Annotated in this window: 15 protein-coding genes; 12 read left to right on the top strand and 3 right to left on the bottom strand. The window is 67.7% G+C overall.

All coding sequences use genetic code 11. The features are described 5' to 3' along the window. Positions 1-109 precede the first annotated feature (109 nt). Positions 110-655 (bottom strand): hypothetical protein, encoded by a 546-nt coding sequence (locus BRO63_RS29090; protein ID WP_088143107.1) that lies wholly within the window; start codon positions 653-655, stop codon positions 110-112. Then, positions 655-1,590, bottom strand: coding sequence for a LysR substrate-binding domain-containing protein (locus tag BRO63_RS29085; RefSeq protein WP_088143106.1), 936 nt, complete (start codon positions 1,588-1,590; stop codon positions 655-657). The genes BRO63_RS29090 and BRO63_RS29085 overlap by 1 nt, the downstream gene beginning before the upstream one ends. A gap of 167 nt (positions 1,591-1,757) precedes the next feature. Here BRO63_RS29085 and gtdA point away from each other — a divergent pair, with 167 nt between their 5' ends. From gtdA to BRO63_RS29025, 12 genes are all read left to right on the top strand, one after another. Continuing rightward, the gene (gtdA, locus tag BRO63_RS29080; RefSeq protein ID WP_088143105.1) at positions 1,758-2,810 is read left to right on the top strand and encodes a gentisate 1,2-dioxygenase; all 1,053 of its coding nucleotides are present in this window, start codon (positions 1,758-1,760) and stop codon (positions 2,808-2,810) included. 78 nt (positions 2,811-2,888) lie between these two features. Next, entirely contained in the window at positions 2,889-3,587 is a 699-nt protein-coding gene (locus BRO63_RS29075) for a fumarylacetoacetate hydrolase family protein (RefSeq protein WP_088143104.1), read from the top strand. 17 nt (positions 3,588-3,604) lie between these two features. Beyond that, positions 3,605-4,243: a maleylacetoacetate isomerase gene (gene maiA, locus BRO63_RS29070; RefSeq protein WP_088143103.1), complete on the top strand. Its 639-nt coding sequence runs from the start codon at positions 3,605-3,607 to the stop codon at positions 4,241-4,243. Continuing rightward, positions 4,240-4,623 carry a chorismate mutase gene (locus BRO63_RS29065; protein ID WP_088143102.1) on the top strand — a complete coding sequence of 128 codons (384 nt, stop codon included), beginning with the start codon at positions 4,240-4,242 and terminating at the stop codon, positions 4,621-4,623. The genes maiA and BRO63_RS29065 overlap by 4 nt, the downstream gene beginning before the upstream one ends. After that, positions 4,616-5,605 carry a Bug family tripartite tricarboxylate transporter substrate binding protein gene (locus BRO63_RS29060; RefSeq protein ID WP_088143101.1) on the top strand — a complete coding sequence of 330 codons (990 nt, stop codon included), beginning with the start codon at positions 4,616-4,618 and terminating at the stop codon, positions 5,603-5,605. Before BRO63_RS29065 ends, BRO63_RS29060 begins: the two co-directional genes overlap by 8 nt. Before the next feature lie 46 nt (positions 5,606-5,651). Then, positions 5,652-7,004, top strand: a complete 1,353-nt coding sequence (locus BRO63_RS29055; RefSeq protein ID WP_088143100.1) for an FAD-dependent oxidoreductase — start codon at positions 5,652-5,654, stop codon at positions 7,002-7,004. Between the two features lie 18 nt (positions 7,005-7,022). Further along, positions 7,023-8,234 carry a 3-hydroxybenzoate 6-monooxygenase gene (locus BRO63_RS29050; protein WP_088143099.1) on the top strand — a complete coding sequence of 404 codons (1,212 nt, stop codon included), beginning with the start codon at positions 7,023-7,025 and terminating at the stop codon, positions 8,232-8,234. A gap of 29 nt (positions 8,235-8,263) precedes the next feature. Next, complete coding sequence (locus BRO63_RS29045) at positions 8,264-9,439, top strand: ABC transporter substrate-binding protein (RefSeq protein ID WP_088143098.1); 1,176 nt, start codon at positions 8,264-8,266, stop codon at positions 9,437-9,439. 61 nt (positions 9,440-9,500) lie between these two features. Continuing rightward, positions 9,501-10,415, top strand: coding sequence for a branched-chain amino acid ABC transporter permease (locus BRO63_RS29040; protein ID WP_088143097.1), 915 nt, complete (start codon positions 9,501-9,503; stop codon positions 10,413-10,415). A gap of 10 nt (positions 10,416-10,425) precedes the next feature. Further along, positions 10,426-11,394: a branched-chain amino acid ABC transporter permease gene (locus BRO63_RS29035; RefSeq protein WP_088143096.1), complete on the top strand. Its 969-nt coding sequence runs from the start codon at positions 10,426-10,428 to the stop codon at positions 11,392-11,394. Further along, positions 11,387-12,139: an ABC transporter ATP-binding protein gene (locus BRO63_RS29030; protein ID WP_088143095.1), complete on the top strand. Its 753-nt coding sequence runs from the start codon at positions 11,387-11,389 to the stop codon at positions 12,137-12,139. Before BRO63_RS29035 ends, BRO63_RS29030 begins: the two co-directional genes overlap by 8 nt. Continuing rightward, positions 12,139-12,831 (top strand): ABC transporter ATP-binding protein, encoded by a 693-nt coding sequence (locus tag BRO63_RS29025; RefSeq protein ID WP_088143094.1) that lies wholly within the window; start codon positions 12,139-12,141, stop codon positions 12,829-12,831. Before BRO63_RS29030 ends, BRO63_RS29025 begins: the two co-directional genes overlap by 1 nt. On the opposite strand, the gene BRO63_RS29020 is transcribed toward BRO63_RS29025, so the two are convergent. Beyond that, on the bottom strand, positions 12,828-13,190 hold the full coding sequence (locus BRO63_RS29020; RefSeq protein WP_088143093.1) for a glyoxalase superfamily protein: 363 nt from the start codon (positions 13,188-13,190) through the stop codon (positions 12,828-12,830). The two genes, BRO63_RS29025 and BRO63_RS29020, sit on opposite strands and share 4 nt — an antisense overlap. Positions 13,191-13,358 lie beyond the last annotated feature (168 nt).

Below are 13,358 nucleotides of genomic sequence, written 5' to 3'. Positions count from 1 at the left end.
AACGCTCCGGACCGCAATCGTTGCCCCGCGCCCCGCAGGCCGCCGACGCGACAGGCGCCTTAAGAACCAACCACCACCGCAAGCACCAAACCCCACATCCACAGACCCATCACCGCCCACGCTCCATATACCGACGAGCCATCTGATACCCAGCAAACACATAAAACCCATTGCTATTGAGCACCAGCCAAGCCCCCAACCCGCCCAGCAACGCCACCACCGGCCCCACCGCCCGCACATCCCCCTGCGTCCACGCAATCACGCCCAGAAACCCGACAGCGATCAACCCCAAGGCCAGCCGCTTCAGCACCACCAGCCCGAACGCATGCCCGCCCATGAACGCCACCACCCCGATAGCCAACGCCAAGGCCGTCGCCGCGCAAACCAGCACCAAGGCAAACGCCGCCATCGCAGCCCCCGCGCCATGCAGCAGCAGGCTCAGCACCCCTATCCCGACGCCCAACCCGCCGGTCATCACCAGCACCGCCAGCACCAGCGGCGACCACATCCCCGGCGGCGCGCGACGCGCATCCATCTCCGCCACGAAGCGATGCATTGCCGCCGAGGTGGCGGCTTCGTCTTGCCCAGGCAGCGCCGCCTCCAGCTTGCGGCACTGCGCGATCAACGCGTTGAGCCCCGCGCGCGGCGCATCCATCACGTCCTCGCCGCGCCCGACGCGTGATCCGCCACCGTGCTCCGCAACGCCGCCATCGCTTCCTGCACCGCGATGGGACGGAACGCATCCTCACGCCAGTACATCGCCACCGACCCGAAACCCGACAGGCGCACTGGAATGATCCGCATCGCCCGCATCTGCGAAAACCGCAGCGCGGCCCGATGCGAAGCCACCCCGATCATGTCGCTGTTGTTGATCAGCGTGAGATTGATGGTCACCGAATTGGATTCGACATGGTCCGGCGGAGGCGCCTGCCCCGCCGCCGCCAGCGCCGCGTCCACCGCGTTGCGGATCGGCGTGCCCTTGGGCCACAGGATCCAGCGGTAGGACAGCAGATCCGGCCAGGACGGCTGCTCGATCGCAAACAGCGGATGCCGCGGCCGCGCCACCAGATGGATGGGTTCCAGGTACAGCGCCTCGAAGCGGATCGCCGGGTCGTGATGCTCCGGCGCCGAACGCCCCACCACGATGTCCAGATCGCCCTGCGCCAACTGCGCCAGCAGCCGGTCGGTCGTGCCCTCCACCAGCTTCACCCGCGCCTGCGGCATGCGATCGAGCAGCTTCATCACCGCCAGCGGCACGGTGTCCGATGCCGATGCGCCCGACGCGCCTATCACCACCCGGCCGCCGCCGCCCTCGCGCAGCGCCGCCATGTCCGCGCTGGCGCGGTCCAGCTGCGCTTCCACCCGCTGGGCGTGCGCGATCAGCACGTCGCCATGCGGCGTCGGCCGCAAGCCGCGCGCGTGCCGTTCGAACAATGGCAGCCCGATGTCGTCTTCCAGATCCTTCAGCCACTTGGACAAGCCCGGCTGCGTGGTGTTGAGCATCGCCGCCGAATGGCTGATGTTGCGGGTCTGGGCCAGGCTGAGCAGCATTTTCAGGTTGCGCAGGCGCAACCGGTGGGTCCAGTCCATGCAGGCCCTCGTCTCGTCTATGTATATTCTTATTGGTATGGATAATAAGATAATTTCATTTCAAAACACATAGCTCCTTACGCATAATCGTCTCCATATCAGGACCAGCCGCGAGCCACGCGGCGGCCACGCGAAGCCGGCGCCAGCCGGACATTCCGGAGACAAGCATGCCCGACGGTCACACCCCCGGCGCGGACCGCGCCGCCTATTACGCACGCATCGCCAGGAAATACATGGCCCCCCTGTGGGAGTCGCTACACAACCTGGTGCCGCGCGAACCCGCTCCGCGTTGCGTCCCCGCCATCTGGAAGTACGAGGACGTGCGCGACGACGTCATGGCGTCCGGCTCGCTCATCACGGCGGAAGAAGCCGTGCGGCGCGTGCTCATCCTGGAGAATCCCGGCCTGCCCGGCCAGGCCAGCATCACCCAGAGCCTGTACGCGGGCCTGCAGCTGATCCTGCCCGGCGAGATCGCGCCCAGCCACCGCCACACGCAATCGGCGCTGCGCTTCATCGTCGAAGGCCGCGGCGCCTACACGGCCGTCAACGGCGAGCGCACCACCATGCGCCCCGGCGACTTCATCATCACGCCGTCCTGGACCTGGCATGACCATGGCAACGCCGAAACCGCCGAGGGCGGCGAGCCCGTGGTCTGGCTGGACGGCCTGGACATCCCGCTGCTGCGCTTCCTGGACGCGGGCTTCGCCGAGAACTATCCCTCGGCCACGCAGCCCGTGACCCGCCCCGAGGGCGACAGCATGGCGCGCTACGGCCACAACATGGCACCGGTGCGCCACCAGACGTCCAGCGGCACCTCGCCCATCTTCAACTACCCCTACGAGCGCAGCCGCGAAGCGCTCGACCAGCTCTACCGCCATGGAGAACTGGATCCCTGGGACGGCGTGAAGCTGCGCTACCTGAACCCGGCCACGGGCGGCTACCCCATGCCGACCATGGCGACCTTCATGCAGTTCCTGCCCGCCGGCTTCCAGGGCAAGACCTACCGCAGCACCGATTCCACCGTCTACAGCGTGGTCGAGGGCCGCGGCACGGCCCGCATCGGCGACCAGGAATTCCACTTCGGCCCGCGCGACGTCTTCGTGGCCCCGTCCTGGCAGCCCGTGCAACTGGCCGCGCTGGATGACGCCACCCTGTTCAGCTATTCCGACCGCCCCGTGCAGGACGCGCTGGGCGTGTGGCGCGAAGCGCGCATCGGCTAGCAGCCCCCGGCTTTCCTCCTCTTCCGTTTCTGGCCGGGGCTGCGCGACGCCCCGGCCCCGCATTCCAAAAGGTGACCCATGTCTTTCGTCTTTGATCCCGCCGCCCCCGTCGCCGTGCCCGTCGCCGGCAGCCAGGACCGCTTCCCCGTGCGCCGCGTCTACTGCGTCGGCCGCAACTACGCCGCCCACGCCCGCGAGATGGGCTTCGACCCCGACCGCGAACCGCCGTTCTTCTTCTGCAAGCCGGCCGACGCCGTGGTACCCGTGGCCGAAGGCAGCACGCTGACGCTGCCCTATCCTTCGGAGACCGCCAACCTGCACTACGAGATCGAACTGGTCGCGGCCATCGGCAAGGGCGGCAACTACATCGCCGTCGAAGAGGCGTTGCAACACGTCTGGGGCTACGCCGTGGGCCTGGACATGACCCGCCGCGACCTGCAGATGAAGATGCGCGAAGCCGGCCGTCCCTGGGAACTGGGCAAGGCCTTCGACCAGAGCGCTCCCATCGGCCCGCTGCATCCCGCCGGCTCGGTCAAGAACATCAACCAGGCCGCCATCTGGCTGCAGGTCAACGGCGCCGACAAGCAGCGTAGCGACATCGGCAAGCTGATCTGGTCCGTCGCCGAAACCGTCGCCTACCTGTCCAAGTACTTCCGCCTGGAAGCCGGCGACCTGATCTACACCGGCACCCCCGAAGGCGTGGGCCCGGTGGTGCGCGGCGACAAGATGGTGGGCGGCGTGGACGGCCTGGGCACGCTCAGCGTGCAGATGGCGTGAACCTTCCGGGAACCCGCATGCAACTGCACAGCTTCTTCAACAGTTCCACCTCCTACCGCGTGCGCATCGCACTGGCGCTCAAGGGCCTGTCCTACGACTATCTGCCCGTGAACCTGCGCAAGCAGGAACAGCGCGCCGCGGACTACGTGGCCAAGAATCCCTCGGCCGGCGTGCCCCTGTTGATCGATGGCGACACCCAGCTGTCGCAGTCGCTGGCCATCATCGACTACCTGGACGCCACGCATCCGGAGCCGCGCCTGATCCCGGCCGGCACGCTGGAGCGCGCCCGCGTGCTGGAGCTGTCCGACGCCATCTCCTGCGACATCCATCCGGTCAACAACATGCGCATCCTGCGCTATCTGCAGGACGTGCTGGGCGCCAGCGACGAACAGAAGACCGCCTGGTACCACCACTGGATCCGCGAGGGCATGACCGCGGTGGAAGCGCTGCTGGCGCGCCACGGCCATGGCGCCTACTGCTATGGCGACGCGCCCACCCTGGCGGACTGCTGCCTGGTGCCGCAGATGGCAAACGCCCAGCGCATGGGCTGCGACCTGTCCGCCTATCCGCGCGCCCTGCGCATCTATGAACACTGCAATGCGCAGCCCGCCTTCCAGCAGGCCGCTCCCACCCAGCAACCGGACTACGCCAAGTGAGCCACCAGGAACCCGACACCCAGGGCGCGCCGCTGCGCGAGTACACCGATCCGGCCTACCGCCCCTTGTGCGCCACCCTGGCGGACGTGCGCGCCCACATCGACCGGCTGGACGACGAGATCGTGCGCCTGATCGCCGAGCGCGCCATGTACGTGAAGGACGCCGCGCGCTTCAAGCGCGACGCCTTCCAGGTCAGCGCGCCGGCCCGCCAGGCGCAGGTCTTCGAAAAGGCGCGCCTGCTGGCCGAACGCCACAACCAGGGCTTCGCCAACCTGGACCAGGTGGTGGACGCCACCTACCGCGCCATGGTCGCCGCCTTCATCGCCAACGAGCAAACCTACTTCAACACCATGAAGGACCTGGGAGACACCCATGCATAAGCCCTACGCGCCCCGTATCGCCGCCCATGCGCTGATCCTGGCACTGGCCGCGCTGGCGCCGCTGGCCGCCGCGCAGGCCCAGGCCTGGCCGGCCCAGCCGCTCAAGGCCGTCGTGCCCTTCGGCCCGGGCTCCAGCCCCGACCAGGTGGCGCGCATCGTCGGCGAGAAGGCCGGCGCCATCCTGGGCCAGAGCATCGTCATCGAGAACAAGCCGGGCGCCAGCGGCAACATCGGCACCTACGCCATCGCCAACGCCAAACCCGACGGCTACACCTTCGGCGTGTCCATCACCGGGCCGCTGGTCAACAACACGCTGCTGTTCGACAAGCTGCCCTATGCGCCGGCCACCGACCTGTCGCCGCTGACGCTGGCGGTGCACCAGCCCAACGTGCTGGTCGTGCCCGCCTCGGCCGGTATCGACAACATCGGCCAGCTGCTGGAAGCGCTGAAGAAGAACTCGGACAAATACAACTTCCCGTCCACCGGCGCCGGCACGGTGTCGCATCTGGCCGTGGAGCTCATGCTGCAGCAGATCGGCGCGCGCGCCACCCACGTGCCCTACCCCTCGTCGCCCGCCGCGCTGACCTCGCTGCTGTCCGGCGACACGCAGTTCGCCGCCCTGCCGCCCATCGCCGTCATGCCCATGGTGAAGGACGGACGACTGAAGGCGCTGGCCGTCACCTCGTCCAAGCGCTCCGCGTTGCTGCCCGAGATCCCGACGCTGGCCGAAGTCGGCGTGCAAGGCATCGAGGGCTCGGCGTGGATCGGCTTCGTGATCTCGTCCAAGGTCCCCGCCGACATCCAGAAGCAGCTGTCCGACGCGCTGATCCAGGCCATCCGCGACCCCGAGGTCACCAAGCGCCTGCAAGCCCAGTTCATGGACCCCGCGGCCACCACGCCCGTCCAGTTCCGCGCCTACATGGACGACGAACTCAAGCGCTGGGAACCGTTGATCAAGAAGCTGGGCATCAAGGGCCAGTAAACCGGCGCCCGCCCGCGCGGCGCAATCCAAGCAAGGAGTACACCGGATGCTCATCACCGAACCCGCCCGCCAGGTCCCGCTCCACGGCGAATATGACGTCGTCGTGCTGGGCGGCGGCCCGGCCGGCCTGCTGGCCGCGACCAGCGCCGCGCGCAACGGCGCCAGCGTGCTGCTGGTGGAACGCTACGGTTTCCTGGGAGGGATGGGCACGGCGGCCGGCGTATCCAACTTCTGCGGCCTGCACGCCAACGTCCGCGGCGACATCCGGCAAGTGGTCCACGGCATGACGGACGAACTGCTGGACCGCATGCGCGCCCTGGACGGACTTAACGATCCGCACCTGATCCTGGGCAAGATCCACGCCCAGGCTTACGACATCTCCGCCTTCAAATGCGCCGCCGACGGCCTGGTCCAGGCCAGCGGCGCCCAGATGCTGTTCCATGCCCTGGCCACCGGCGTGGCACGCGACGCCGACGGCAAGGTCGACGCGCTGTTCCTGGAAACCAAGTCCGGCCGTTGCGCCGTGCGCGCCCGGATCTTCATCGACTGCTCGGGCGACGCCGATATCGCCCAGTGGGGCGGCCTGCACTTCGAGAAAGGCGACGAGCACGGCGGCATGCTCTACCCGACGCTGATGTTCAAGGTCGGCAATGTCGACGGCGCCCGCGCCCAGGAAGCCTGGAAGACCATCCCGCAGCTGATGGACCAGGCCGCGGCCAGCGGCGAATTCACCTTCCCGCGCCGTGGCGCCATCGTGCGGCCGCAAAAGCACGACTATGAATGGCGAGTCAACGTGACCCAGCTGGCCAACGCCGACGGCAGCGCGGCCGACGGCACCGACGCCAACTCCCTGTCCGCTGGCGAACTCGAAGGCCGCCGCCAAATCGTGCAGTACCTGGCCTTCCTGCGCGCCAAGGTGCCGGGCTTCGAGCACGCCTACGTGCTGGACATCGCCCCGCAGCTCGGCATCCGCGAAACCCGCCGCATCGTGGGCGAGGCCGTGTTGAGCAAGGAAGACGTGCTGGGCTGCGCCGACTTTCCGGACAGCATCGGCGTCAACGGCTGGCCGCTGGAAATGCACACGGCCGGCGACGTGCAGTGGCTCTGGCCGCCGATTCCGGAGTCGCGCGGCTACAACCAGCTGCCATTCCGCATGATGGTGCCCAGGCGCGCACCGGGCGTGGCCGGCAATGTGCTGGTGGCCGGACGCTGCGCCTCCATGACGCACGAAGGCCAGTCGGCCGCGCGCGTCAGCGGCAGTTGCTTCGTCATGGGCGAGGCGGCGGGCACCGCGGCCGCCATGGCGCTGCGCGCCGGCATCGCCCCGGGCGACGTGCCCGTTTCCGCCTTGCAGGCGCAGCTGGTGAAGCAAGGCGTGTTCCTGGGCGACCAGGACTGAACGGCGCGGAGGCCACACATGAACGCAACGCAGACAGGAAAATCCGTGATCGTGGTGGGCGGCGGCATCGGCGGCCTGGCCGCCGCGCTGGCGCTGACGCGGCAGGGCATCGCCGTGCAATTGCTGGAGCAGGCCGCGCACATCGGCGAGATCGGCGCCGGCATCCAGCTCGGCCCCAACGCCTTCGCGGCGCTGGATGCCCTGGGCGTGGGCCAGACCGCGCGCGGCCGCGCCGTATTCACCGATCACATCATCATGATGGACGCGGTCGACGCCAAGGAGGTGGTGCGCATCGATACCGGCGCAGCCTTCCGCGAGCGCTTCGGCGGCCCCTATGCCGTGATCCACCGCGCCGACATCCATCTATCCATCCTGGAGGCCGTGCAGCAGAACCCGCTGATCAGCTTTCGCACCTCCACCCAGATCGCCTCCCTGTCGCAGGACGACAAGGGCGTGGAGGTCGTGGACACGCAGGGCAAGCGCTACCGCGCCGACGCCGTGGTGGGCGCGGACGGCGTGAAGTCCGTGATCCGCGAACGCATGGTGGGCGACCCGGCGCGCGTGACCGGCCACGTGGTGTACCGCGCCGTGGTCGAGCGCGAGAACATGCCCGAGGAGCTGCGCATCAACGCCCCCGTGCTGTGGGCCGGCCCGCACTGCCATCTGGTGCACTATCCCTTGCGCGGCGGCCAGCAATACAACCTGGTGGTGACCTTCCACAGCCGCGAGCAGGAAGAATGGGGCGTGCGCGAAGGCAGCAAGGAGGAGGTACTGTCCTACTTCCAGGGCATCCACCCGCGTCCGCACCAGATGCTGGACCGCCCCACGTCCTGGAAGCGCTGGGCCACCGCCGACCGCGAGCCCGTGGAACGCTGGGGCCAGGGCCGCGCGACCATTCTGGGCGATGCCGCCCATCCCATGACGCAATACATGGCCCAGGGCGCCTGCATGGCGCTGGAGGACGCGGTGACGTTGGGCGAGGCCGTCAGGCATTGCGGCCACGACCTGGAGGCCGCGTTCCGCCTGTACGAATCGGTCCGCATCCCCCGCAGCGCACGGGTGGTGTGGTCGACGCGGGAGATGGGCAGGCTCTATCACGCGCGGGGCGTCGAACGCACCGTGCGCAACATGCTGTGGACCGGCCGCAGCCAGTCCCAGTTCTACGACGCGTTGCAGTGGCTGTACGGCTGGAAGGTGGAAAACTGCCTCGCGGGGCAATCCTCTCAATAGAAAAAATGCAGGCACCCAAGGAGACAACCATGAGAAAAACCGCAATCCGCGGCAGCGCCGCCCTCGTGCTTGCGCTGACCGCGTTCGCGGCCGGCGCGCAGCAGAAGCCGGTCGACATCGGCTTCATCGGCACCCTGTCCACGCCCGCCGGCTACATCGGCGAAGACGAGCGCGACGCCTTCATGCTGGCGGTCAAGGAAGGCGGCGGCAAGCTGGGCGGCGTGCCGGTCAACGTGCGCGTGGAGGACGACGCGCTCAAGCCCGCCAACGCCAAGCAGATCGCCGACAAGATGGTGCAGGGCGGCGTGCGGCTGTTCACCGGCATCAACTTCTCCAACGTCATGGCGGCCGTGGGCCCGACCGTGCTGAACGCGGGCGCCTTCTACGTCAGCCTGAACGCAGGCCCGTCCAACTATGCCGGCAAGGCCTGCAACCCGAACTACTTCTCGGTGGCCTTCCAGAACGACTCCTACGCCGACACCGCCGGCCTGGCCGCCAATGAACTGGGCGCCAAGCGCGTGGTCATCATGGCGCCCAACTACCAGGCCGGGCGCGATGCCGTGGCCGGCTTCAAGCGCACATACAAGGGCGAGATCGCCGACGAGATCTACACCAAGCTGGAACAGGCCGACTTCTCGGTGGAACTGGCGCGCATCCGCTCGCTCAACCCCGACGCCATCTTCCAGTTCCACCCCGGCGGCGCGGGCATCAACCTGACCAAGCAATTCGCCAACTCCGGCCTGGCCGAAAAGATCCGCATGATCACGCCCATCTACTCGATGGACGACCGCATGCTGGCCGCGACCGGCAACGCCGGCAAGGGCTTCTACCTGAGCTCGCTGTGGAGCGCCGACCTCGACAATCCGCAGAGCAAGCATTTCGTCGACGCCTTCACCAAGGCCTACAACCGCGCCCCCACCGCCTACGCGGCACAGGCCTACGACACTGCCAACCTGATCGGCTCCGCGCTGAAGGCGGTGGACGGCGACATCACCGGCCGCGCCGACGACTTCCGCAATGCGCTGCGCCGCGCGGACTTCCCCAGCGTGCGCGGCAAGTTCAAGTTCGGCCCCAACCAGCACCCGATCCAGGACTGGTATCTGCTGCACATCGAAGCCGGCCCCGACGGCAAGCTGGTCTACAAGAACCTGAAGGTCATCGCCCGCGACCATACCGACGTGCACGCCGCCGACTGCAAGATGTAAGTCCGCACCGCGTCCGGCGGATTGCGCGCAGTCCGCCGGACCCACTCCACAAGGAGTCCCCATGCTGATGTTCCTGGAGCAGGTCTTGAATGGCCTGCAGTACAGCGCGTTGCTGTTCCTGCTGTCGGCGGGCTTGACGCTGGTGTTCGGCATCATGAACGTCATCAACCTGACGCACGGTTCGTTCTACATGGTGGGCGCGTTCTGCGCCGCCAGCGCGGCCGCCGCCACCGGTTCCTTCGCCGCCGCGCTGCTGGCGGCGCTGGCGGGCGCGGCGCTCTATGGGCTGGTGGTGGAGCTGCTGGTGATCCGCCATCTTTACCGCCGCGACCACCTGGACCAGGTGCTGGCCACGCTGGGCCTGACGCTGTTCACCAACGAGATGGTGACGGTGCTGTTCGGCCGCAGTCCGCCCTTCATGGACATCCCGCCGTTCCTGTCGGGGTCCGTGGAGATCTTGCCCGGCCTGAACTATCCCCTCATGCGGCTGGCCTTCATCGGCGCCGGCGTACTGGTGGCGCTGGGGCTGTGGCTGCTGATCTCGCGCACGCGCGTCGGCATGCTGGTACGCGCGGGCGCCGACGACGGTGAAATGGTCGACGCGCTGGGCGTGAACATCCAACGCCTGTTCACGCTGATCTTCACGCTGGGCGCCCTGCTCTGCGGCTTTGCAGGCGTGATGGCGGCGCCGCTGCTGGCGGTGGAAATCGGCATGGGCGAACGCATCCTCATCACCACCTTCGTGGTCATCGTGGTGGGCGGCGTGGGCTCGGTGCGCGGCGCGCTGGTGGGTTCGCTGATGATAGGCATGACCGACGCGCTGGGACGCGCCTACATCCCCTTCTGGATGTCGCAGCTGCTGCCGCCGCAGCTGTCGGATTCGGCAAGCTCAAGCCTGGTCTCGGCCAGCATCTACATCCTGATGGCCATCGTGCTGCTGTTCAAGCCGCGCGGCCTGGTGCCCGCGCAGCGATAGGAACGACCCCATGACCAGAAAAACCATCGTCAACACGATCGGACTGCTGCTGTTCGTGCTGGTGCCGGCCATCGCGTCGGCCACCGGCGAGAGCTTCCTGATCAACCTGATGACCCGCTTCCTCATCTACGCCATCGCCGCCGTCAGCCTGGACCTGATCCTGGGCTACGGCGCCATGGTCAGCTTCGGCCATGCCGCCTTCTTCGGGCTGGGCGGTTACGTGATCGGCATCGCGGGCTTCCACCTGGCCCAGGGCGACACGCTGTTCGGCTGGAGCGGCAGCAACGCGGCGCTGGTGATGTGGCCGCTGGCCATCGCCGCCGCCGCGCTCGCCGGCCTGGTGGTGGGCTTCCTGTCGCTGCGCACCTCGGGCGTGCAGTTCATCATGATCACGCTGGCCTTCGGGCAGATGCTGTACTTCATCCTGGTCGGCCTGATGGTCTATGGCGGCGACGACGGCCTGTCCATCGACGCGCGCAACACCCTGCCCGGCCTGGACGTGAATAACCCGACGACGTTCTACTACGTCTGCCTGGCGCTCATGACGGCCTGGGTGCTGGCATGCCGCCGCATCGTCAACTCGCCCTTCGGCATGGCGTTGCAGAGCATCAAGCAGAATCCGCGCCGCAGCATCGGCCTGGGCTTCGCGCCGCTGCGCTACCGGCTCACCGCCTTCGTGCTGTCAGCCGCGGGCACCGGCCTGGCGGGCGCGCTGTGGGCCAACTATGCGCTCTTCGTCAGCCCCGACATGTCGGCGTGGCAGAAGTCCGGCGAACTCATGGCCATGGTGATCCTGGGCGGCATGGGCTCGATCTTCGGCCCCGTGCTGGGCGTGGCCGTGTACCTGGGCCTGGAACAGGTCGCCACCGCGTGGACCGAACACTGGATGCTGATCCTGGGACCGGTGCTGGTGCTGGTAGTGCTGTTCGGCAAGCGCGGCGTCTATGGCTGGCTGGTGGGAGGCAAACATCATGACTGATCATCCCAAGCTGGAAATCCGCGACCTGCAGAAGTCCTTCGGCGCCGTGCGCGCGACCCAAGGCGTCAACCTGCAAGTCCGGCCCGGCGAACTGCATGCGCTCATCGGGCCCAACGGCGCGGGCAAGACCACGCTGCTGTCGCAGATCAGCGGCGAGATCCTGCCGGACGCGGGCGGCATCCTGCTGGACGGCCGCGACATCACCCGCATGCCCGCCCACAAACGGCCCGCGGCCGGGCTGGCGCGCTCGTTCCAGATCAGCCAGCTCTATCCCGCCTTCACCGCCGAGGACAACGTCGCCATGGCGGTGCAGGCGCACAGCCCCGGCGGCTTCAACCTATGGAAGAACGCCCGCCGCCTGCCCCAGCTGCGCCAACCCGCCCGGCAGGCGCTGGAACGCGTAGGCCTGGGCGAACGCGCCCACGTCCGCGTATCGGAACTGGCCCATGGCGAAAAGCGGCAACTGGAACTGGCGATGGCGCTGTCGCTGGACGCATCGCTGCTTTTGCTGGACGAGCCCATGGCCGGCATGGGCGCCGAGGAATCCCAACGCATGACCGCCCTGCTACAGGAGCTGAAAGGCCGCTACGCCATCCTGCTGGTCGAACACGACATGGACGCCGTCTTCGCCCTGGCCGATCGCATCACCGTGCTGGTCTATGGCAAGACCATCTACACCGGCACGCCCGACGAGGTGCGCCACCACCCCGACGTGCGCGCCGCCTATCTGGGCGAGGAGGACTGATGCTGCAACTCAAGCAACTGCAGGCCGGCTACGGCGCGAGCAAAGTGCTGTTCGGCGTGGACCTGGACATCGCCGCGCGCCAGGTCGTATCCCTGATCGGCCGCAACGGCATGGGCAAGACCACCACCGTCAAAACCATCATGGGCATGCTGCCCGCGCAGGGCGGCAGCATCCTGCTCGACGGCCAGCCGATAACAGGCCAGGCCCCGCACCGCATCGCCCAGCTGGGCATAGGCCTGGTACCCGAAGGCCGCCGCGTCTTCGGCTCGCTGTCGGTGGAAGAAAACCTGATCGCCACCGCCCGCAACACCCGCGTCGGCTGGCACGTGGGCCGCGTCTTCGACCTGTTCCCCCGTCTGAAGGAACGCCGCGCCCAATCCGCCCGCACCCTGTCCGGCGGCGAGCAGCAAATGCTCGCCGTCGGCCGCGCGCTCCTCATCAACCCGCGCCTGCTCATCCTGGACGAAGCCACCGAAGGCCTGGCCCCGCTGATCCGCCACGAAATCTGGAACTGCCTGCGCCGCCTGAAGGAAGAAGGCCAGACCATCCTGGTGATAGACAAGAACCTGAAGGAAATGGCGACGCTGGTGGACCGCCACCACGTCCTGGAAAAAGGCCGCGTGGTCTGGCAAGGCAGCCCGGCGGAACTCGCCGCGCAGCCCGAGCTGGCGCAGCGCTACCTGGGCGTCTAGTCGGATGATTCGCAGAAGCTCAGCCGATTCCCGAACGGATCGATGACAGTCATCACCCGCCCCCAAGGCATCTCTTCCACGCCCGGCCGCATATAGCCATAGCCCTTGGCGTTCACCTCGGCCTGAAACTCGTCCACGCCCTGCATCCGCACAAAGACCGCGGATCCGGGCGTGCCGTCGCCGTGGTGCTCGCTCAGGTGCAGCGTCAGGTCACCGCGATGCACTTGCGCATACAGCGGCAGCCCCGGCTCGAAGCGATGTTCCCAGTCCCACTCGAACCCCAGAAAATCCAGATAGAACTCGCGCGCCTTCTCCACGGAAAAAATGCGCAGGATGGGAATGGCAGCTTGTAGATGCATGACGGCCCCAGATCAGTAAGCAAGGATGCTCAGCATAGACCACGAACCGCTCTGCAAGGCGCGGAGCGCAAGACGCGAAGACACACCATCACGACGCAAGACACCGCGTAAGCCCCAAAAGGCCGCCCGCGCGGCCGGCCTGGGGCGGGCCCCGCAAGACACGCCACC

It is taken from the genome of Achromobacter xylosoxidans (assembly GCF_002192695.1).
In the GTDB taxonomy this organism is placed as follows: domain Bacteria; phylum Pseudomonadota; class Gammaproteobacteria; order Burkholderiales; family Burkholderiaceae_B; genus Achromobacter; species Achromobacter xylosoxidans_C.
The sequence above is the reverse complement of the archived record's forward strand: the minus strand, read 5'-3'. Positions and strand labels throughout refer to the sequence as shown.

Bases quoted from the DNA above. Each gene is read 5' to 3' on its own strand.
- BRO63_RS29090 (WP_088143107.1), bottom strand. From the start codon at position 655: ATGGATGCGCCGCGCGCGGGGCTCAACGCGTTGATCGCGCAGTGCCGC.
- BRO63_RS29045 (WP_088143098.1), top strand. From the start codon at position 8,264: ATGAGAAAAACCGCAATCCGCGGCAGCGCCGCCCTCGTGCTTGCGCTG.
- BRO63_RS29060 (WP_088143101.1), top strand. From the start codon at position 4,616: ATGCATAAGCCCTACGCGCCCCGTATCGCCGCCCATGCGCTGATCCTG.
- maiA (WP_088143103.1), top strand. From the start codon at position 3,605: ATGCAACTGCACAGCTTCTTCAACAGTTCCACCTCCTACCGCGTGCGC.
- BRO63_RS29035 (WP_088143096.1), top strand. From the start codon at position 10,426: ATGACCAGAAAAACCATCGTCAACACGATCGGACTGCTGCTGTTCGTG.
- BRO63_RS29075 (WP_088143104.1), top strand. From the start codon at position 2,889: ATGTCTTTCGTCTTTGATCCCGCCGCCCCCGTCGCCGTGCCCGTCGCC.
- BRO63_RS29020 (WP_088143093.1), bottom strand. From the start codon at position 13,190: ATGCATCTACAAGCTGCCATTCCCATCCTGCGCATTTTTTCCGTGGAG.
- BRO63_RS29040 (WP_088143097.1), top strand. From the start codon at position 9,501: ATGCTGATGTTCCTGGAGCAGGTCTTGAATGGCCTGCAGTACAGCGCG.
- gtdA (WP_088143105.1), top strand. From the start codon at position 1,758: ATGCCCGACGGTCACACCCCCGGCGCGGACCGCGCCGCCTATTACGCA.
- BRO63_RS29030 (WP_088143095.1), top strand. From the start codon at position 11,387: ATGACTGATCATCCCAAGCTGGAAATCCGCGACCTGCAGAAGTCCTTC.
- BRO63_RS29050 (WP_088143099.1), top strand. From the start codon at position 7,023: ATGAACGCAACGCAGACAGGAAAATCCGTGATCGTGGTGGGCGGCGGC.
- BRO63_RS29055 (WP_088143100.1), top strand. From the start codon at position 5,652: ATGCTCATCACCGAACCCGCCCGCCAGGTCCCGCTCCACGGCGAATAT.
- BRO63_RS29085 (WP_088143106.1), bottom strand. From the start codon at position 1,590: ATGGACTGGACCCACCGGTTGCGCCTGCGCAACCTGAAAATGCTGCTC.
- BRO63_RS29025 (WP_088143094.1), top strand. From the start codon at position 12,139: ATGCTGCAACTCAAGCAACTGCAGGCCGGCTACGGCGCGAGCAAAGTG.